18 protein-coding genes are annotated in these 20,185 nt (G+C 71.5%); all 18 read left to right on the top strand.

Features of this window, described 5'->3' with window-relative positions; all coding sequences use genetic code 11:
- The first annotated feature begins 18 nt into the window (after window positions 1–18).
- Window positions 19–1,347: a glycoside hydrolase family 27 protein gene (locus AB0K15_RS43575; RefSeq protein ID WP_364065697.1), complete on the top strand. Its 1,329-nt coding sequence runs from the start codon at window positions 19–21 to the stop codon at window positions 1,345–1,347.
- A 198-nt stretch (window positions 1,348–1,545) separates the two neighbouring features.
- A complete protein-coding gene (locus AB0K15_RS43570) occupies window positions 1,546–2,355 on the top strand; it encodes a CoA transferase subunit A (RefSeq protein ID WP_364065694.1) in 810 nt (269 codons plus the stop codon).
- Window positions 2,352–3,107, top strand: a complete 756-nt coding sequence (locus AB0K15_RS43565; protein ID WP_364065691.1) for a CoA-transferase subunit beta — start codon at window positions 2,352–2,354, stop codon at window positions 3,105–3,107. Before AB0K15_RS43570 ends, AB0K15_RS43565 begins: the two co-directional genes overlap by 4 nt.
- Window positions 3,104–4,285, top strand: a complete 1,182-nt coding sequence (locus tag AB0K15_RS43560; RefSeq protein WP_364065688.1) for a thiolase family protein — start codon at window positions 3,104–3,106, stop codon at window positions 4,283–4,285. The genes AB0K15_RS43565 and AB0K15_RS43560 overlap by 4 nt, the downstream gene beginning before the upstream one ends.
- 39 nt (window positions 4,286–4,324) lie before the next feature.
- On the top strand, window positions 4,325–5,059 hold the full coding sequence (pcaH, locus tag AB0K15_RS43555) for a protocatechuate 3,4-dioxygenase subunit beta (protein ID WP_364065685.1): 735 nt from the start codon (window positions 4,325–4,327) through the stop codon (window positions 5,057–5,059).
- The gene (pcaG, locus tag AB0K15_RS43550; protein ID WP_364065682.1) at window positions 5,059–5,610 is read left to right on the top strand and encodes a protocatechuate 3,4-dioxygenase subunit alpha; all 552 of its coding nucleotides are present in this window, start codon (window positions 5,059–5,061) and stop codon (window positions 5,608–5,610) included. The genes pcaH and pcaG overlap by 1 nt, the downstream gene beginning before the upstream one ends.
- Window positions 5,611–5,641: 31 nt before the next feature.
- Window positions 5,642–6,421: a 3-oxoadipate enol-lactonase gene (gene pcaD, locus AB0K15_RS43545; protein ID WP_364065679.1), complete on the top strand. Its 780-nt coding sequence runs from the start codon at window positions 5,642–5,644 to the stop codon at window positions 6,419–6,421.
- Entirely contained in the window at window positions 6,421–6,834 is a 414-nt protein-coding gene (gene pcaC / locus AB0K15_RS43540) for a 4-carboxymuconolactone decarboxylase (RefSeq protein ID WP_364065676.1), read from the top strand. Before pcaD ends, pcaC begins: the two co-directional genes overlap by 1 nt.
- 10 nt (window positions 6,835–6,844) lie before the next feature.
- Window positions 6,845–7,651 (top strand): IclR family transcriptional regulator C-terminal domain-containing protein, encoded by an 807-nt coding sequence (locus AB0K15_RS43535; protein ID WP_364065673.1) that lies wholly within the window; start codon window positions 6,845–6,847, stop codon window positions 7,649–7,651.
- A 535-nt stretch (window positions 7,652–8,186) separates the two neighbouring features.
- On the top strand, window positions 8,187–8,786 hold the full coding sequence (locus AB0K15_RS43530) for a nucleotidyltransferase family protein (protein WP_364065670.1): 600 nt from the start codon (window positions 8,187–8,189) through the stop codon (window positions 8,784–8,786).
- Window positions 8,783–9,703, top strand: coding sequence for a MoxR family ATPase (locus AB0K15_RS43525; RefSeq protein ID WP_364065668.1), 921 nt, complete (start codon window positions 8,783–8,785; stop codon window positions 9,701–9,703). Before AB0K15_RS43530 ends, AB0K15_RS43525 begins: the two co-directional genes overlap by 4 nt.
- A 1,310-nt stretch (window positions 9,704–11,013) precedes the next feature.
- A complete protein-coding gene (locus AB0K15_RS43520; RefSeq protein ID WP_364065665.1) occupies window positions 11,014–12,129 on the top strand; it encodes a VWA domain-containing protein in 1,116 nt (371 codons plus the stop codon).
- A complete protein-coding gene (locus AB0K15_RS43515; RefSeq protein WP_364065662.1) occupies window positions 12,122–13,234 on the top strand; it encodes an XdhC/CoxI family protein in 1,113 nt (370 codons plus the stop codon). Before AB0K15_RS43520 ends, AB0K15_RS43515 begins: the two co-directional genes overlap by 8 nt.
- A gap of 382 nt (window positions 13,235–13,616) precedes the next feature.
- On the top strand, window positions 13,617–14,132 hold the full coding sequence (locus AB0K15_RS43510; protein ID WP_364065659.1) for a (2Fe-2S)-binding protein: 516 nt from the start codon (window positions 13,617–13,619) through the stop codon (window positions 14,130–14,132).
- Window positions 14,132–16,570 carry a molybdopterin cofactor-binding domain-containing protein gene (locus AB0K15_RS43505; RefSeq protein WP_364065656.1) on the top strand — a complete coding sequence of 813 codons (2,439 nt, stop codon included), beginning with the start codon at window positions 14,132–14,134 and terminating at the stop codon, window positions 16,568–16,570. The genes AB0K15_RS43510 and AB0K15_RS43505 overlap by 1 nt, the downstream gene beginning before the upstream one ends.
- Window positions 16,567–17,421, top strand: coding sequence for a xanthine dehydrogenase family protein subunit M (locus AB0K15_RS43500; protein ID WP_364065653.1), 855 nt, complete (start codon window positions 16,567–16,569; stop codon window positions 17,419–17,421). Before AB0K15_RS43505 ends, AB0K15_RS43500 begins: the two co-directional genes overlap by 4 nt.
- 99 nt (window positions 17,422–17,520) lie before the next feature.
- Window positions 17,521–18,303 carry an SRPBCC family protein gene (locus AB0K15_RS43495; RefSeq protein ID WP_364065650.1) on the top strand — a complete coding sequence of 261 codons (783 nt, stop codon included), beginning with the start codon at window positions 17,521–17,523 and terminating at the stop codon, window positions 18,301–18,303.
- Between the two features lie 546 nt (window positions 18,304–18,849).
- Window positions 18,850–20,145: a GGDEF domain-containing protein gene (locus tag AB0K15_RS43490; RefSeq protein ID WP_364065647.1), complete on the top strand. Its 1,296-nt coding sequence runs from the start codon at window positions 18,850–18,852 to the stop codon at window positions 20,143–20,145.
- Window positions 20,146–20,185 lie beyond the last annotated feature (40 nt).

Here is a 20,185-nt window from a genome sequence, read left to right as displayed (position 1 = left end):
GCACCGGGAGCGTGACCGATGAAGTCCACACTCCGTCGACTGTGGACGGTAAGCGCCGTCCTCGTCCTGACCGGGACCCTCGCCGTGCCCGCGGCGCAGGCCAAGACCACGTTCGTGACGCCGTTCATGGGCTGGAGCAGCTGGAGCGTCCAGTCGTCCACCCTGCCGACGTACGGTACGAGCTGGCTGGTCGACTCGCACATCCGCGACGCGGCCGACGCCGTGTCGGCGAAGCTCAAGTCGGCCGGGTACACGAACATCAACCTCGACGCGGGCTGGAACGCGAACTTCGACTGGGTGTTCCACAGCGACGCCAACGGGATCGCCGACCCCGATCCGGGGCGGTTCCCGAACGGCATCGCGCCACTGGCGTCCTACGTGCACGGCAAAGGCCTGAAGATCGGCCTGTACGCGGCGACCGGGCTCGACAAGGAGGTCTACGACAAGAACGCGCCGATCGTCGGCACGTCTTGCCACACGCGCGACATCGTGGTGCTGCCGCTCACGCCGTCGAACATGTGGGGCGGCAACTGGAAGGTCGACTACCGCAACCCGTGCGCGCAGAAGTACTTCGACTCCGTGGTCGCGAAGTTCGCTTCGTGGGGCGTGGACTTCCTGAAGGTGGACGGCACGACGGCGGACAACGTGCCCGACATCGCCGCGTGGTCGAAGGCGATCGACCACTCGGGGCGCGCGATGTGGCTGACGGCCAGTGCGTGGCCGGTGCCGCGCGAGGCGGGGCCCGGGCTGGCGCCCTACGCGAACAGCGTGCGCGTGGACACCGACGTGGAGTGCTACTGCGAGACGGTGTCTTCGTGGGACAGCTCGGTGAAGAAGCGCTGGGAGGACTTGCCGGCGTGGCAGGGCGTGTTCGACGCCGGCTACCGGCCGGACCTGGACTCGATGCCGATCTCGAACAACACCGGCAGCGGGATCCAGGACGGCCTCGACGACGCCGAACGCCAGAGCGTGATGACGTTCTGGTCGATGGCGTCTTCGCCGCTGTACGTGGGTGGTGACGTGTACTTCCTGGACGATTCGGCCGTGCGGATCCTCACGAACTCCGAGGTGATCTCCGTCGACTGGTCGGGCACGTACCCGGCGCAGGTGGCCGGCGGGACGCTGCAGGTGTGGAAGAAGCAGCTGCCCGCTGGGAAGCAGGCGGTGGCCGTCTACAACCTGGGTTCGTCGGCGGCGAACATCACGGTGAGCTGGTCGTCGCTGGGGCTGTCGGGCTCGCGCGCGGTGCGTGACCTGGTGGCGCGCACGGATCTGGGGTCGTTCTCGGGTTCGTGGACGGCGGCCGCGGTGCCGGCGCATGGGTCGCGGTTGATCACGGTCGGCTGAATTTCCTGCTGAGGCCCCTCCCCCGATGTCGTTGGGGGAGGGGCCTTTCCGTGTTTCCGGGCGTTTTCCGGCGGGTTTCGGGGCCTCGCCACGGGGCGCCGCCTCGTGCTATGTTCATATGAAGAACTTGTGTGCGCGATGCGAACACTTTCGGCGTTGGCAGGCGCGCGGTCGAGATCCAGGACGGAAAGGCTCGCGATGGCTAGGGTGCTGTCGCTCGGCGAGGCGGTCGCCGAGCTGGTGCACGACGGGGACACCGTCGCGCTCGAGGGGTTCACGCACCTCATCCCGGTCGAGGCCGGGCACGAGATCATCCGGCAGGGGCGCAAGAACCTCACGCTGGTGCGGATGACCCCCGACATCGTCTACGACCAGCTGATCGGCGCCGGGTGCGCCAGCAAGCTGATCTTCTCGTGGGGCGGCAACCCGGGTGTCGGCTCGCTGCACCGGTTCCGCGACGCCGTGCAGCACAGCTGGCCGGTGCCGCTGGAGATCGAGGAGCACAGCCACGCGGGCATGGCCAACCGTTACGTCGCCGGCGCGTCCGGATTGCCGTTCGCGGTGCTGCGCGGCTACACGGGCACCGATTTGCCGGCGCAGACGGACACGATCAAGCCGATCACCTGCCCGTTCACCGGTGAGCAGCTCACGGCGGTCCCGGCGCTGAACCCCGACGTCACGATCGTGCACGCCCAGCGCGCCGACCGGGCGGGCAACGTGCAGCTGTGGGGCATCGCCGGCGTGCAGAAGGAAGCGGTGCTGGCGGCGAAGCGGTCGCTGGTCACCGTCGAAGAGGTCGTCGACGTGCTGGAGCCCAAGCCGGGCGCGCTGGTGCTGCCCACGTGGGCTGTCACCGCCGTCGCCGAGGTGCCGGGTGGTGCGAAGCCGTCGTACGCCGCGGGCTACTACGAGCGTGACAACTCCGCCTACCAGGCGTGGGATCTGATCGGACGTGACCGCGACGAGTTCACCAAGTGGCTGACCGAGCTGACCGGGGTGAAGGCATGAGCGAGTACACCGCCGACGAGATGATGAGCATCGCCGCGGCGCGCGCGCTCGGCGAGGGCATGTCCTGCTTCGTGGGCATCGGCCTGCCGAGCACCGCCGCCAACCTGGCGCGGCGCACGCACGCCCCGAACCTCACGCTGATCTACGAATCCGGCTGCCTGGGCGCGAAGCCGACCCGGCTGCCGCTCTCGATCGGCGACGGCGAGCTGGCCGACACGGCCGACGCCCTGGTGAGCGTGCCCGAGGTCTTCAACTACTGGCTGCAGCCCGGGCGCATCGACGTCGGCTTCCTCGGCGCGGCGCAGCTCGACAAGTTCGGCAACATCAACACCACCGTGATCGGGTCCGACTACCACGACCCGAAGGTCCGCCTGCCCGGCGCGGGTGGCGCGCCCGAGATCGCCGCCTCCTGCAAGGAGGTGTTCATCGTGCTGCGGCAGAGCCCGCGCGCGTTCGTGGACAAGGTCGACTTCATCACCTCGTTCGGCCACGGCACGGGCAAGGGCGACCGTGAGAAGCTCGGCCTGCGCGGCGCGGGCCCGACGCTGGTGGTCACCGACCTCGGCCTCATGCGGCCCGACGCGGAGACCGCCGAGCTCACCCTCACCGAAGTGCACCCCGGCATCGAGGTGGAGCAGGTGGTCGCGGCCACCGGGTGGAAACTGAAGGTGGCGGCGGACCTCAAGACCACCCCGGCGCCGACGGACGAAGAACTGACTCTGCTCCGATCCCTGAAGAAGGCCGGCGAATGAGCGACGTATTCCTGTTCGACGCGATCCGCACCCCCTTCGGCCGCCACGGCGGCGCACTGGCGAAAGTGCGCCCCGACGACCTCGCCGCCACCGTGCTGAAGTCGCTGGCCGAGCGCAACGACCTCGACCCGTCCACTGTGGACGAGGTGCTGCTCGGTGACGCCAACGGCGCCGGTGAGGACAACCGCAACGTCGCGCGCATGGCCACGCTGCTCGCGGGCTGGCCGGTGACCGTGCCGGGCGGCACGCTCAACCGCCTGTGCGGCTCGGGCCTCGACGCCGTGATGCAGGCCAGCCGCACGATCCAGGTGGGCGACGCGTCGCTGATCGCCGCCGGTGGCGTGGAGTCCATGAGCCGCGCGCCGCTGGTGATGGCCAAGCCGGACAAGGCGTTCCCCGCTGCGAACCAGACGCTGTACAACTCGGCGCTGGGCTGGCGCATGGTCAACCCGGCCATGCCGCAGGAGTACGTGATCTCCAACGGCGACTCCACCGAGTACCTCGCCGAGCGCTACGGCATCACGCGCGAGGAGCAGGACGAGTTCGCGGTGCGCAGCCACGTCAACGCCGCCAGGGCGTGGGACGAGGGCTTCTACGACAACCACGTGGTGCCGGTCGAGGGCGTCGAGCTGACCCGCGACGAGGGCATCCGCCCGGACTCCACCATGGAGAAGCTGGCCAAGCTGAAGCCCGCGTTCAAGCGCGACGGCGGCACGGTCACGGCCGGCAACTCGTCGCCGATCAACGACGGCGCGTCGGCGCTGCTGCTGGGCGACGAGGCCGCCGGCAAGCGGCTCGGCACGGCGCCGCTGGCCCGGATCGCCGGCCGGGGTGCGGCGGGTGTCGAGCCCAACGTCTTCGGCGTCGGCCCGGTGCGCGCGGCCGAGATCGCGCTGGAGCGCGCCGGCATCGGCTGGGGCGACGTCGCGGCCGTGGAGCTCAACGAGGCGTTCGCCGCGCAGTCGCTGGCGTGCCTCAAGGAGTGGAAGGAGCTCGACCCCGAGCTCATGAACGTCCACGGCGGGGCCATCGCGATCGGGCACCCGCTCGGCGCGTCGGGCGGCCGGATCCTCGGCACGCTCGCCTACCGGCTGCAGCAGACGGGCGGGCGCTACGGCGTGGCCGCGATCTGCATCGGCGTGGGCCAGGGGCTCGCCGTCGTCCTCGAACGCCAGTGACACCCCAGCTCTGACACCACCGACCGGATAGGAGGAACCGTGGCCGCTCCCACCGATCTCCGCCTGCCCCGCTACCAGCGGGAGCCGGAGGACGCCAACGCCCCGCTGGACTTCGCGGGGTACCGCTCCACGACGCTGCGCCACCCGTCGCAGCCGCTGGTGCTGCTCCCGCAGATGCTCACCGAGGTCACCGGGCCGCTGCTCGGCCCGGGCCGCCTCGGCGAGCTCGACAACGACCTCACCCGCCAGCACGAGGGCGAGCCGCAGGGCCAGCGCATCATCGTCACCGGCCGGCTGCTCGACGGCGACGGCCGCCCGATCCGCAACTCGCTCGTCGAGATCTGGCAGGCCAACGCAGGCGGGCGCTACCGGCACACCGGCGACCGCTGGCCCTCGCCGATCGACCCGAACTTCTCCGGGCTCGGCCGCGCGCTGACCGACGACGACGGGCGCTACGAGTTCACCACCATCAAGCCGGGCGCGTACCCGTGGAAGAACCACGACAACGCCTGGCGCCCCGCGCACATCCACTTCTCCGTGTTCGGCTCGGCGTTCACGCAGCGGCTGGTCACGCAGATGTACTTCCCGGAAGACCCGCTGTTCTCGCAGGACCCGATCTTCAACTCGATCCCCGACGAGAAGGCCCGGCAGCGGATGATCTCGCGCTTCAACCTGGAGCGCACGGTGCCGGAGTGGGCGCTGGCGTTCGATTTCGACATCGTCGTGCGCGGCCGTGAGCAGTCGGTGTTCGAGGACGAGGAGGACGAGGACTGATGGGCGAGCTGCTCACGACGCCGTCGCAGACCGTCGGCCCGTACCTGTCGATCGGGTTGCCGTGGGAAGACGGGCCGTTCGTGGTGCCCGAGGGCACCGAAGGCGCGTTCTGGATCCGCGGCACCGTCACCGACGGCGCGGGCGAGGTCGTGCCCGACGCCTTGATCGAGACCTGGCAGGCCGACCCGCAGGGCGGGTTCGACCACCCGGACGATCCGCGCGGCCGCAGCGAGTCGGGCTTCCGCGCGTTCGGCCGGTGCCCCACCGACGAGAACGGCGAGTACCGCATCCTCACGCTGCTGCCGGGTGTCCTGCCCGGTGAACAGGGTGAGCAGGCGCGCCACATCGACGTGTCGGTGTTCGCGCGCGGTCTGCTCAACCGGGTCGTCACGCGGATCTACTTCGAAGACCAGGACAACTCGGGCGACGCGGTCCTGGCGAGCGTGCCGGCCGAGCGCCGCGACACGCTCGTGGCGAAGAAGACCGAAGACGGCTACCGCTTCGACGTGCGGCTGCAGGGCGAGGGTGAGACGGTCTTCTTCGCGCTCTGATCGATTCACTGTCCACTTTGGAGGTACAGGCGTGAGCGGCGTGGCGGTGCACCGGGTCGTCGAGGGTCACGACGACGGCCCGGTGGTGGTGTTCTCCAACTCGATCGGCAGCGACCTACGCATGTGGGAGCCGCAGGTGGCGCCGCTCGTCGAGCGCGGTTACCGGGTCGTGCGGTACGACACGCGCGGCCACGGCGCTTCGCCCGTGCCGGACGGTCCGTACGACCTGGCCGACCTGGGTGGTGACGTGCTGGCGCTGCTGGACGACCTGGGTGCGGAGCGGGCGCACCTCGTCGGGCTTTCGCTCGGCGGGATGACCGGGATGTGGCTGGGCGTGCACGCGGCCGAGCGGCTGCGGAGCCTGACGTTGTGCTGCACGTCGGCGAAGCTCGGCCCCGCGCAGATGTGGGCCGACCGCGCGAAGCTGGTGCGGGCCGAGGGCACCGGCGCCGTCGCCGAGGCCGGCGTGGGGCGCTGGGTCACGCCGGCGTACGCGCGGTCGCACCCGGACGAGGTGGCGTTCCTGCGCGGGATGATGACCGACTGCCCGGACGAGGGGTACGCGGCCTGCTGCGGCGTGATCGAGCGGATGGACCAGCTGGCCGGCCTGCCGAAGATCACCACCCCGACGCTGGTGATCTCCGGTGCCGACGATCCCGCGACCCCGCCCGACCCCCACGGCAAGCTGATCGCGGAAGGCATCCCGGGCGCGCGGTTCGAGGTCGTCGCGTCGGCCGCGCACCTGGGCAACTACGAGCAGCCGGAGGAGTTCACCCGGCTGATCCTCGAGCAGATCACGGAGGCAGTGTGATGGCCGACGTTCCGGGCGAACGATACGAGGCGGGCATGAAGGTGCGCCGCGAGGTACTGGGCGACGAGCACGTGGACCGGTCGGTGGCCCGGACCACGGAGTTCAGCAAGCCGTTCCAGGAGTACATCACCGAAGCGGCGTGGGGCTCGATCTGGACGCGCGACGGCCTGGACCGCAAGACGCGCAGCTGCATCACGCTGGCCACGCTCACCGCGTTGCACTGCCACGACGAGCTGGCCATGCACGTGCGCGCGGCCATCCGCAACGGCCTCACCGCCGCGGAGATCCGCGAGGTCCTGATGCACACCGGCGTGTACGCGGGCGTGCCGGCGGCGAACACGGCGATGGCCATCGCCCAGCGCACGCTGGCCGAACTGGGCGAGCCCACCGCGCAGGTCCCCGACGCCGGATAGGGTTCGCGGCATGGACTCCGACGAACCGGCCGAACGCGGCGCGCACCACGTGCAGTCGCTGGAGCGCGGGCTGGCGGTGATCAAGGCCTTCAGTGCCCAGGCGCCGCACCCGACGCTCAGCGACGTCGCGCGGATCACGGGCCTCACGCGTGCCGCCGCGCGCCGGTTCCTGCTCACGCTCGTGGATCTCGGTTACGTCCGTACCGACGGCAAGTACTTCTCGCTGACCGCGCGCGTGCTCGATCTGGGGTACGCGTACCTGTCGAGCCTGTCACTGTCGGAGGTCGCGCAACCGCACCTGGAGCGGCTTTCCGCGCAGGTGCGGGAATCCAGCTCCGTGTCGGTGCTGGAGCCGCCGGACATCGTCTACGTCGCGCGCGTGGCGGTCTCGCGCATCATGACGGTGAGCATCAACGTCGGCACGCGCTTCCCGGCCTACGCCACGTCCATGGGCCACGTGCTCCTCGCCGACATGTCGGCGGCGGAGCTCGAGGCGTACTTCATGATCACCGAACTCGACCGCCTCACGTCCCACACCCTCACCGACCGCGCCGCCCTCGAGGCCGAGCTCGCGCAGGTCGCCGAGCAGGGCTGGGCCATGGTCGACCAGGAGCTCGAGGAGGGCCTGCGCTCGGTCGCCGCGCCGATCCGCAACCGCCAGGGCCGCGCGGTCGCCGCCGTGAACATCTCCACGCACGCCAGCCGCACCCCCGCCCACTCCGTCCGCGAAGACCTGGTCCCACCCCTGCTGGCCACGGCCCACGCCATCGCCGCCGACCTCGCCGGCTCGAGCCCCGCGCAGGCCGCCCGTGGCTGACCCGCCCACCACCGCCCCGGCCGCCTGCGCTCGAAGCGCCCTCGCGGACCCGACCGCTGCGAGCGGCGCCCCGCCGACCTCGCCGGCCGGAACCGGTGCGGCACCAGCAGTCGTGACCGCGCGGCCGGTCGCTGCGGCGGCGAAGTTCGCCGTTGGCAGGCCCCTCGCGGGCTCGGCTGCGGTGGCCGGCGGATCGACCGGGTCGTCGGTAATTCCGCCGACCGTCCGGGCACCCGCTGCGGGCGGTGACGCGGAGGCCGCGCCAGGTGGACCTGGAACCGGTGTGGCGCCGGCACTCGTGGGCGCGTGGCCGGGCGCCGTGGTGGCGACGTTCGCCGTTGGCGGGCCCCACGCGGGCGCGGCTGCGAGAGGTGAGCAAACGGCCTCGGCGTCTTATCCGCGCGCAGCGGGCGGGGCTGCGGCGGCCGGTGGATCGCCCGAATCGCCGGTAGGCCCGGCGACCGACCGGGCACCCGCTGCGAGCGGTGACGCGGAGGCGGCGCCAGGCGGACCTGGAACCGGTGCGGCGCCACGCGTGGCCGGGCTGCTGCTCGCCGCCGGGGCGGGGCGGCGGTTCGGGGGGCCGAAGGCGTTGGTCGAGCTGGACGGGGAGCCGTTGGTGCGGCGGGCGTTGCGGACGTTGACCGAGGCCGGCTGCGGCCCGGTGCGGGTGGCGGTCGGGGCGGCGGCCGAGGACGTGACGAAGCTGCTGCCCGACCCGGGCCAGGCGGTCTACGCCGAGGGCTGGGAAGGCGGCATGGGTGCGTCGCTGAAGGCGGGGCTGGCGGCGCTGGCCGGGCAGTTCCCGGAGAGCGCCGGCCGCGCGCCCGTGGCGGTGCTCGTGCACCTGGTGGACCTGCCGTGGGTGCCGGCGGCGGCGTTGGCGCGGGTGGTCGCAAAGGCGTCGCCGACGGCTGTTGTGCGGGCCGCCTACGACGGCGTACCGGGGCATCCCGTGCTGTTCGGGCGGCGGTGGTGGGGTGAGGTCGCCGCGTCGGCGCAAGGGGACCGCGGGGCGCGAGACTGGTTGCGGGGCCGGGGGGACGTCGTACTCGTCGAGTGCGGGGATCTGGGCAGCGGCCAGGACGTCGACCGGCCCGCTGACCTGGGGCGGACCCCGAAGACGGCGGGATGACCGGCGCAACCATGCCCGGGAGCCCTACGATCGGGAGCGTGACCGAGTCCCTCGCCTCGCCCGAAGAGCTCACCGCCGCGCTCGATGCCACCGGGTACCTCGCCGACGAGGGACTGGCGACAGCCGGGTTCCTCGCCCTGCGCCTGCGCCGCCCGTTGTTCTGCGAAGGCGAACCGGGGACCGGCAAGACGTCGCTGGCGCTGGCGCTGTCGGCCGCCCTCGACCTGCCGCTCGTGCGCTTGCAGTGCCACGAGGGCATCGACGCCGCGCAGGCCCTCTACGAGTGGGATTTCCCCCGCCAGCTCCTGCACCTGCGCGCCCTCGAAGCCGCCGACGGGGGCCGCCTCGACGCCGAGACCGCCGAGCGCTCGCTCTACACCGAGCGCTTCCTGCTCGCGCGCCCGCTGCTGCAGGCACTGACCACCGCGCCGTGCGTGCTGCTCGTCGACGAGATCGACCGCGCCGACGACGAGTTCGAAGCGTTCCTGCTGCAGCTGCTCGACGAGTACACCGTCACCATCCCCGAATACGGCGAGGTCCGCGCCGAGCAGCCGCCGCTCGTCGTGCTCACCTCCAACCGCACGCGCGAGGTCCACGACGCCCTCAAGCGCCGCTGCCTCTACCACTGGCTCGAGCACCCCGACCTCGCCCGCGAGATCACCATCCTGCGCCGCCGCATCCCCGGCATCGGCGAAACTCTCGCCCGCCAGGTCGCCGACGCCGTCCACCGCCTCCGCGCCATGGACCTCCTGAAGCCCCCGGGCGTCGCCGAATCCCTCGACTGGGCCCGCGCCCTCCTCGCCCTCGACCGCGACGAGCTCGACGCCGCCACCGCCGCCCGCACCCTCGGCGCGGTCCTCAAGTACAGCGAGGACATGGACCGCGTGCGCGCCAAACTGGACACGCTGTTCTCCTGACGCCACCCGGACGCGCGGCGATACCCGGCTCGCGCACGGCCGCACCTTGCCGCGGCGCGCTTGGTGGTGCGCGGCGCAACGTTCGACCAGCACCGACGCGGCCTGCCGCGGGGGAGCGGTGAGGCTCGCGCGAAGCGAGGACAGCGGTGCCTTGCCGGCGAACACGGCGAGCTTGGCGCTCGCACCGACCGGTCTGAACTGCGGCAGCGAGCCGTCCCGGAGGTCCGCGCTGCCGCCGTTCAGTGAGCGCGATGCTGCTTTCCTGTCTGTCTCGCCCGACCGGTGAGTATGCCCGGGCACGGTGTTTGACCAGTGCCGACGTCGCCTGCCGCGGTGAGTGGCGTCGCGGGGGTGTTCGCGCAAGGTGAGCGGTGGCTTTCAGTGGGCCTCTGTTCCGCGAGCGTGTTGCTGTTCCTGTCTCGCCCAACCGGTGAGTATGCCCGGGCACGGTGTTTGACCAGTGCCGACGTCGCCTGCCGCGGTGAGTGGCGTCGCGAGGGTGTTCGCGCAAGGCGAGCGGTGGCTTTCAGCGGGCCTCTGTTCCGCGAGCGCGTTGCTGTGCCTTGCCGCGGTCGGTGCCGGCTGCCTCGGCGCAGCGTTCGACCCAGCACTGAGGCCGCCTGCTGCGGGGAGCGGTGAGGCTCGCGCGAAGCGAGGACAGCGATCCGCGCTGCCGCCGTTCCGCGAGAGCGATGCTGTTCCTGCCGCGCCCGGACGGTGAGTGCCCGCGCGCCGTGTTGGAGCGGTGCCGAGGCCGACCGCGGTGGTGAGTCGTGCCGTGTGGTGGTGCTCGGGTGAGGAGAACAGGGCCGTTCCGTGCGGCCGTTGCTCCGGGAACGTGGTGCAGCGGCCACCCGAGCTTTGTTCGTCCACTGTGGACTCGCCGGTAATTGTGTTGACCGGACCACCGACCGCGAGTGATGCTTTTCCCATCACCGCGACAGAAGCAGCCGAGAGGAGGAAGACCGTGCGGATGACCGAGATCGATCGCGCAGCCGCGGTCTTCCCCGTGCGCTGATCTGGCACGCGACCCGGCACTGACCCCCGGCACCGAACCCGGCCCTGCCGTCGGCCGGCCGCGTCGACCCGACCGGACCGATCGAGCCGACCGCGGCACCGAACCGCAAAGCCGAGCACCCGAAGTTCCCGATCTTTCATCGAAAGCCTCCGCGCGCCCGCCCCCCCGCTACCTGGGGTGGTCGCTGCGCGGAGCCGCCGAGCGCGCGCGTCGTCCCGGGGGAGGGGCGGCGTGCGCGCTCGCGTGATCAGGGAAAACCCCGCCGCGGGCGAAACCGTTGCACAATGGAGGCATGGACACCGAGGTCGCCGATCCGCTGGCCGGGTTCGCCGGGTTCGCGGCGGCCCTGCGCGAGGCGGGCGTCGCGTGCGATGCGCGCCGGGTGCAGGCGTATCTGGCGGCCGTCGCGGAGGTGGACATCGCGGAGCCCACGCAGCTCTACTGGGCCGGCCGGCTCACGTTGTGCTCCGATCCCGACGACCTGCCGCGCTATGAAGAAGCTTTCGCCCGTTGGTTCGAGGGCGACGAGACGCGCCGCGGCACCCAGGCCGTTCCCGCGCAGAAGCGCGCCCGCATCGCGCCGCTGACCTCCGACACCGGTGGCAGCGGCGAGGGCGAGGAAGAGCCCGACAGCCTCAAAGTCGCCGCGAGTGACCAGGAAGTGCTGCGTCACCGCGACCTCGCCGAGCTCACCAAGACCGAGCGCGAGCACCTGCGCGAGCTCCTGGCCACCCTCAAACCGGTTCCGCCCCGACGCCGCGCCGCGCGCCGCCACCCCGCCCACCGCGGCCGGCTGGATCCCGCCCGCACGCTGCGCGCCATGCTCGCCGACGGCGGCGAACCCGTGCGCCTCGTCCGCAGCCGCCGCGGCACCCGCCCGCGGAAGACAGTGCTGCTCATCGACGTCTCCGGTTCGATGAGCCCCTACGCCGACGCGTTGCTGCGCTTCGCCCACGTGCTCACCAGGTCCGCGCCGTCGAGCGTCGAGGTCTTCACGCTCGGCACGCGCATGACGCGGGTGTCGCGCCAGCTACGGCAGCGCGACCCGGAGCAGGCCATGCTCGCGGCCGGCAACGCGGTACCCGATTTCGCCGGTGGCACACGCCTCGGCGAGACGCTGCGGGTGTTCCTCGACCGCTGGGGCCAGCGCGGGATCGCGCGCCGCTCCGTGGTCACCGTGTTCTCCGACGGGTGGGAGCGCGGCGACGTGACGCTGCTGTCCGAGCAGCTCGGCAGGCTGCGCCGGCTCGCGCACGCCATATTCTGGGTGAATCCGCACGCGGGGCGGGAGGGGTACGCTCCGGTCCAGTCGGGCATTGTGGCCGCCCTGCCCCACATCGACCGCTTGCTGGCCGGGCACAGCCTGGCGACTTTGGAACGACTGCTCGGGGAGATTGCCGATGCGTGACGTACTGGACGACGTGTACCGCCGCTGGCTGGCGGGCGAGACAGTGGGCCTGGGCACGGTCGTGGCCACGTTCTCGTCGGCGCCGCGATCACCGGGAGCGTCGATGGTGGTGGCGCCGGACGGCACCGTCGCCGGCAGCGTGTCCGGCGGGTGCGTCGAGGGTGCCGTGTACGAGCTGGCCCAGGAAGTGGTCGCCGACCGCAAGCCCGTGCTGCAGCGCTACGGCGTGACCGATGACGACGCCTTCGCCGTGGGCCTGACCTGCGGCGGGATCATCGACATCTACGTGGAGCACCTCGACCGCGAGTCGATGCCGGAGCTGGACCAGGTCGTGGCCTCGGTGCGCAGCGGCGAGCCCGTCGCCATCGTCACGATCGTCGAGCACGAGACGCCCGGGCTGATCGGCGAGCGCATGATCGTGTGGCCGGATCGCGTCGAGGGCTCGCTCGGCTCCTCGCGCATGGACGACGCCGTGGCCGACGACGCACGCGGCCTGCTGGCCAGCGGCCGCACCGGCACCCTGCGCTACGGACCGGACGGCCAGCGCCGCGGCGAGGGCATGGCCGTGTTCGTGAACTCGTTCGAACCGCCGCCGCGGCTGCTCGTGTTCGGCGCCATCGACTTCGCCGCCGCCATGGCGCGGATGGGCGCCTACCTCGGCTACCAGGTCACGGTGTGCGACGCGCGGCCCGTGTTCGCCACCAGCAGCCGTTTCCCCGACGCGCACGAGGTCGTGGTCGACTGGCCCCACCGCTACCTCGCCGCCGAGGCCGAGGCCGGCCGCATCGACAGCCGGACCGCGATCGCCGTGCTCACGCACGACCCGAAGTTCGACGTGCCGCTGCTGGAGATCGCGCTGCGGCTCGACGTCGGCTACGTGGGCGCCATGGGTTCCCGCAAGACCCACGACGACCGGTTCTCCCGCCTGCGCGAAGCCGGCATCACGGAATCCGAGCTGGAACGGCTTTCGTCGCCGATCGGCCTGGACCTGGGCGCACGCACGCCCGAGGAGACCGCGGTGTCGATCGCGGCGGAGATCATTTCGCTGCGCTGGAGCGGAACCGGACGGCGATTGACCGCTTTGTCCGGCCGGATCCACAACTGAGCGTTTTTCAAGAAGTCCCGCACGCCCGGCGTGCGGGACTTTTTGCTGAATACGCCGACTCGGCCCGCGGTGGGCGAATGGCCGGAAATCCCCAAGCCCAGGCGGAAGTCGACCATGTCGCGACCGTCCACCTGAGTCTCGGACGAGTTTTGCCGCCGGGTGGAAAAATCACCCTAACGGAGGTCCGCACCTGCGGAATGGGGCTGCATATAAGCGTGCAAATGCGGGAGCGTGGCCGGGATGTGCGACATCAGGACTTGTCCGCGCGCGAAAGGAGTAGCAGGCTCCCCTGTGAGGCCGATCACGATCGACCTTGGCCGTTCCCGAACCGGCCCGCCGGCCCCACCCGGGTCAGGCGGGCATTTGCTCTTGGAGGCCTTTGATGCGCATCACCGTCACCGTCGACGGCACGAAGTACACCGATGAGGTGGAGCCCCGCACACTTCTCGTTCATTACCTGCGGGAACGCGTCGGGAAGGTGGGCACGGTCGTCGGCTGCGACACGAGCAACTGCGGCGCGTGCACCGTCCACCTCGACGGCCACAGCGTGAAGTCCTGTTCCGTGCTCGCCGTCCAGGCCGACGGCAGCGAGGTCACCACCGTCGAAGGGCTCGCCCGCGACGGGCAGCTCCACCCCGTGCAGCAGGCGTTCCACGACAACCACGCCCTGCAGTGCGGGTTCTGCACGCCCGGCATGATCATGGCGTCGATCGACCTGCTGGCCGACAACCCCGACCCCGACGAGAAGGCCGTGCGCGAAGGCCTCGAGGGGAACCTCTGCCGGTGCACCGGCTACCAGAACATCGTGCGCGCCGTGCGCGACGCCGCGCAGCACATGAGCCCGGGCGCCGGACCCGAGGCCGAGCAGATCAAGCACGTCGGCGTGGGTGGTGAATGATGACCGCGACCATCGAGCCGGAGGTCGGGAAGTCCCGGCGCCGCAAGGAAGACGAGCGGCTCATCACCGGCCGCACCCGCTGGACCGACAACATCACGCTGCCGGGCATGCTGCACCTCGCCGTGCTGCGCAGCCCCATGGCGCACGCGAAGATCGTGTCGCTGGACGTTTCGGCGGCCAAGGACGCACCCGGTGTCGTCGCGGTCTTCACCGCGAAGGACCTGGACCCGGACGGGTCGATCGGCATGCCGTGCGCGTGGCCGATCACGCCCGACATGAAGTCGCCGCGCCGCCCCGTGCTGGCGGACGGCCAGGTCAACTTCGCCGGCGAAGGCATCGTCGTGGTCGCCGCGCGCTCCGCGGCCGAAGCCCATGACGCGCTCGAAGCGATCGAAATCGAGTACGAAGATCTGCCCGTCATCCTCGACATGGAGGCCGCGCTCGCCGAGGGCGCGCCGCTCGTGCACGAGGACCTGGGCACCAACGAGAGCGCGGTCTGGAAGTTCGACTCCGCCGAGGCGGGCACCGGCGGCAACGTCGAGGACGCCATCTCGTCGTCGGAGATCGTCGTCAAGCGCCGGTTCCGCCAGCAGCGGCTGATCCCGGCGTTCATGGAGCCGCGTGCGTGCGTGGTCGACCCCACTGGCGCGCAGCTGACGATGTGGTCGGCCACGCAGATCCCGCACATCCTGCGGGTGATGACGGCACTGACGCTGGGCCTGCCGGAGCACAAGGTGCGCGTGATCGCACCCGACGTCGGCGGCGGCTTCGGCGGCAAGATCGGCGTGCTGCCCGAGGAGATGATGAGCGTCCTCGTGGCGCAGAAGCTCGGGAAACCGGTGAAGTGGAACGAATCGCGGTCCGAGTCGATCCTCACCGCGCACCACGGGCGTGATCAGATCCAGGACATCACGATCTCCGCGAACGCCGACGGCACCGTCACCGGCCTCAAGGTCGAGCTGCTCGCCAACATGGGCGCCTACATCGGGCTCGTCGGGTCGGGTGTGCCGATCCTGGGCGCGTTCATGTTCAACGCGATCTACAAGTTCCCGGCCTACCACTTCGCGTGCACCAACGTGTTCACCACGACCACGCTCACCGACGCCTACCGGGGCGCCGGCCGCCCCGAGGCGACCTTCGCCGTAGAGCGGATCATGGACGAGCTCGCCGACGAACTCGGCATGGACCCGCTGGAGCTGCGCGAGAAGAACTGGATCAAGCACGAGGAGTTCCCGTTCACCACGGTGGCCGGGCTGACCTACGACTCGGGCAACTACGAGGCCGCCACCGCGAAGGCCAAGGAGCTCTTCGACTACGACGGCCTGCGGCGCGAGCAGCAGCAGCGGCGCGATTCGGGTGACCCGGTGCAGCTCGGCATCGGCATCTCCACGTTCACGGAGATGTGCGGCCTGGCGCCGTCGCGGGTGCTCGGCTCGCTGGACTACGGGGCCGGCGGCTGGGAGTACGCGCAGATGCGGGTGCTGCCCACGGGCAAGATCGAGGTGACCACCGGAGCCTCGGGCCACGGCCAGGGGCACGAGACGGCGTGGAGCCAGATCGTGGCCGACCAGCTGGGTGTGCCGTTCGAGGACGTCGAGGTGCTGCACGGCGACACGCAGTCGTCCCACAAGGGCATGGACACCTACGGCTCGCGTTCGCTGGTCGTAGGTGGCATCGCCATCGTGAAGGCGGCCGAGAAGGTCGTGGCGAAGGCGAAGCCGATCGCGGCGCACATGCTCGAATGCGCCGAGGAAGATCTGGAGTTCTCGAACGGCAAGTTCACGGTCAAGGGCACGGACTCGTCGACGACGATCCAGGATGTCGCTTTGGCCGTGTTCGCCGCGCACGATCTGCCCGACGGAGTCGAGCCCTCGCTCGACTCCGACGCCACGTTCGACCCGGAGAACTTCTCCTACCCCCACGGCACGCACCTGTGCGCCGCCGAGGTGGACACGGAGACGGGCCGGATCAACCTGCGCTCGTACGTGTGCGTGGACGACGTCGGTGTGGCGGTGAACCCGCTGATCGTGGAGGGCCAGGTGCACGGCGGGCTCGCGCAGGGCATCGCGCAGGCGCTGTTCGAGGAGGCCGTGCACGACGAGAGCGGCACGCTCACCACGGGCACGTTCGCCGACTACCTGCTGCCCTCGGCGGCCGATCTGCCTTCGTTCACGACGGCGCGCACCGAGACGCCGTCGACCACGAACCCGTTGGGTGCCAAGGGCGTCGGCGAGGCGGGCACGATCGCCTCGACGCCGGCCGTGGTCAACGCCGTGATCGACGCCGTGCGCCACTTCGGCGTGAACGACATCGAGATGCCGTTGACACCCATGCGTGTGTGGCATGCCGTGCAGCACGGAACCACCGCCGCCGGCGGAGTCGGCTCGGAGTCCGGCGGTGGCCTCGGTTCGATCGACGCCTCCGGAGGTGCCCAGTGATCCCGGCCCCGTTCGAGTACGTGGCTCCGTCCAGCGTGGACGAAGCCGTGCAGGCGCTCGCGGCCGCGGGCGAGGACGCGAAGGTGCTGGCGGGCGGGCAGAGCCTGCTGCCGGTGCTGCGGATGCGCCTGGCCGCGCCGACCACGCTCGTCGACCTGCGCAAGGTCGCCGAGCTGCGCGGCGTGCGCGAGGACGGCGGCGACCTCGTGATCGGCGCGATGACCACGCACTACGACGTGCAGCGCGACCCGCTGGTCGCCGAGCACGCCGCGCTGCTCAAGGCGGCGACCGACACCGTGGCCGACCCGCAGGTGCGCCACCGCGGCACCTTCGGCGGCGCCATCGCGCACGCCGACCCGGCGGGTGACCTGGCGGCCCCGGTGCTGGCGATGGACGCTTCGCTGGTGATCGCCGGCCCCGGCGGCCGGCGCACGGTCGCGGCGGCGGACTTCTTCCAGGACTTCTTCACCACGGCCCTGGCACCCGACGAGCTGCTCGTGGAGGTGCGCCTGCCCAAGCACACGGGCTGGCGCGCGCACTACGAGAAGTTCACCCGGGTGGCGCAGGCGTGGTCGATGGTCGCGGTCGCGGCCACCGTCCGCACCGAGGGTGGCGTGATCGAGGAGGCCCGCGTGGCGCTCACGAACATGGGCTCGACGCCCGTGCGCGCGGTCGCCGTGGAACAGGCGCTGGTGGGCGCTTCGGCCAACGCCGACGTGATCCGGGCGGCCGCGGCGCACGCCGCCGACGGCACGAGCCCGGCAGCGGACGGCAACTCCGACGTCGAGTACCGGCAGCACCTCGCGCGGGTGCTCACGGGCCGTGCCCTGACGGCTGCGGTCGGAGCCTGATTGCCGACGAGGCCCACCTTTCGGCCGTCGCGGCCGTAAGGTGGGCCTCATCGGTTCTTGGCTTTTGGTTCTTCGGTTCGAAGGAGAGGAGGTCGGCCCGTGCGGCTCGACCACGAATTCACCGTCCCCGCGCCTCTGGAGGAGGTCTGGCAGGCCGTCATCGACCCCGAGCGCGTCGCCCCGTGCATGCCCGGGGCAGCGCTCACCAAGGTGGAGGGCGACTCCTTCACGGGCACGGTGAAGGTCAAGCTGGGCCCGATCTCCCTGCTGTACAAGGGATCCGGCGAGTTTCTCGAAAAGGACGAAGCGGCCCGCAAGGTCGTCATCAAGGCCGCCGGCAAGGACTCCCGCGGCGGCGGCACCGCGGCGGCCACCGTGACCGTCACCCTCAGCTCGACCGCCGACGGCGGCACCCACGGTGACGTGGCCAGCGACATCGCCATCACGGGCCGCCCGGCGCAGTTCGGCCGCGGCCTGATCTCGGAGGTGGGCGGCAAACTGCTGGACACCTTCGCGGGCAACCTGGCCGAATCGCTGCGCACGGACTCCGGGGCGGGTGCCGCGCCCGGTTCGGCCGCGGCGTCCGCCGGCTCGGGCTCGGTGTCGACCGCGCCGGCGACTGCGGCCGCCCCGGCCACCGAGGCCGCCGCGAAGGGTGACCTCGCCGAACAATCCGCCGCCGACAGCGCCGAGGCCGGCTCGTCGGCCTCGAAGCCCCAGCTCCGCAGCGTCCCCTCCGGCGGCTCGACCGGCGAAACCGAAGCCATCGACCTCCTGGACTACGCGGGCCAGTCCGTGGCCAAGCGCCTCATCCCGGTCGCCGCGGGCGCCGCGGTGCTGTTCGTGGTCTTCATGATCATCCGGGCCCTGCGCCGCCGCTGACCCACTCGCGCCGGCGGGTCCGCGGTCGCCCCGCGCGTCCCGCCGGCGATCTCTTCCCGGGCGGCAGGCACGCCGGCAAGCCTCATCCGGCGTGCCGTGGGGTTGCGCCGCGCCCCCCGCCGGACGACAAACCCTGCCCTCCCAAGGGGCGTGCCCATGTCCATGCTATCGGCCCAACCCCGACAAACCTGGCGAAAGCGGCGCGGAGCGCCTGGTTGTCCACAACTCGGCTGGGCTGTGGACAACCAGGGCGCCAGCGCGCGGAATCTGGCCGAACGGTCGGCCGCGAGCCCGGCGGACCGGGGGTCCAGAACCTGGCGAAGCACCCGGCCGAGCGGTTGGGCAGGCAAGTCGGCGCGGCGCCCGCCCGAACTGGCAACCCAGCCAAGCGCCCGGCCACAGCGTCACCCGACCCGGAAATTGCCCACCCGCTCTACTTTCGCCATGTCCGCGGGGCAGAGGACCTCCGGGAATTCCCCCGGTCCGGCGACGGCGGAGGGTTGACCGGCTACTCTGGGCCACCTCGTCGGCCGAAGGGGCGTCACGATGCTGGGTGCGGGTCCCCGGGGTGTCCGGGGTGCGCTGGCGGCGTGGCGGGAGTGGGACGGCCTGCCGTCGCGGTGGGGGATGTGGGTGGCGGCGCGGCGGAGGTGGATCGCGTACGCCGTGGTGTGTGAGCTCGCCGCCGTGGCGGCCGTGGCGGTCGGGTTCGCGACCACGTTCGGCGGCCGGGTCCAGCTCGGGTGGTTCGCGGCGCTCGTCGTGCTCGGCATCGCGCAGGCGGAGATGTCGCGGCGGATCGAGCGGCTGCGGCGGTGGATGAGCGGCCAGACGCACATCAACGTCACGTCCGTCTGGTACCTCGCGGGCGCTTTCCTGTTGCCGCCGGCTTGGGTGGCGTTGCTGGCGCTCGTGCTCTACCTGCACCTGTGGCTGAGGGTCTGGCGCAGCGTGCGTACGCGGCCCGCGCACCGGTTCCTCGCCAGCATGGCGTGGGCGATGCTCAGCTGTTTCGCGGCGTCCTCCGTGCTCACCGTCGACCACCTCAACGACGCGACCCTCAACACCGGGCACGGCGTGCTCGCCCTCGTCGCGGCGGCGGCCGTGTTCGAGGTGGTCAACATGGCGCTCGTCGCCGCCGGGATCTACCTCTACACGGGCAGCCGCCAGGCCGCGGACCTCGTCGGCACGTGGGAGGACAACGCCTTCGAGATCGCGACGCTGTGCCTCGGCGGCCTCGCCGCGCTCGCGCTCGTGGCGCAACCTGTGCTCGTCGTCTTCGTGGTGGCGCCGCTGCTCCTGCTGCACCGCTACCTGCTCCTGAAGCAGCAGCTGCAGGTCGCCGCGGTCACGGACGAGAAGACCGGGCTGCTCAACACCGCCGGCTGGCACGACCTCGCCACGCGCGAGTTCACGCGGGCCCGGCGAAGGGGACCGGGCAGCGAGTTCGCCGTCCTGATGATCGACCTCGACCACTTCAAGCGCATCAACGACACCTACGGCCACCTCACCGGCGACGAGGTCCTCGCCGCCGTCGCCGTGGCGATCGCGGACGCCGTGCGCCAGAGCGACACCGTCGGGCGCTTCGGCGGCGAGGAGTTCGTGGTGCTGCTGCCGGCCACCGGAGGCACGCCAGTACTCGCCATCGCCGAGCGCGTGCGCGTCGCGGTGGGGGAGCTGAGCGTGGTGGTCGGCGGGACGGTGCGGGTCAGCGGTCTGTCGGTGTCCGTCGGGGTCGCCGGGTACCCCGAGGCGGGCGACACGCTCGACCAGGTGCTGCGCTCGGCCGACGCCGCCCTCTACCGAGCCAAGGACGCCGGGCGCAACCGCGTCGCCGTGTGAGTCACCGCTCGAAATAGGTGCTCGGCCAAGTTGTTGAACG

It is taken from the genome of Amycolatopsis sp. NPDC049253 (assembly GCF_040678995.1).
Lineage (GTDB): Bacteria > Actinomycetota > Actinomycetes > Mycobacteriales > Pseudonocardiaceae > Amycolatopsis.
The sequence above is the reverse complement of the archived record's forward strand: the minus strand, read 5'-3'. Positions and strand labels throughout refer to the sequence as shown.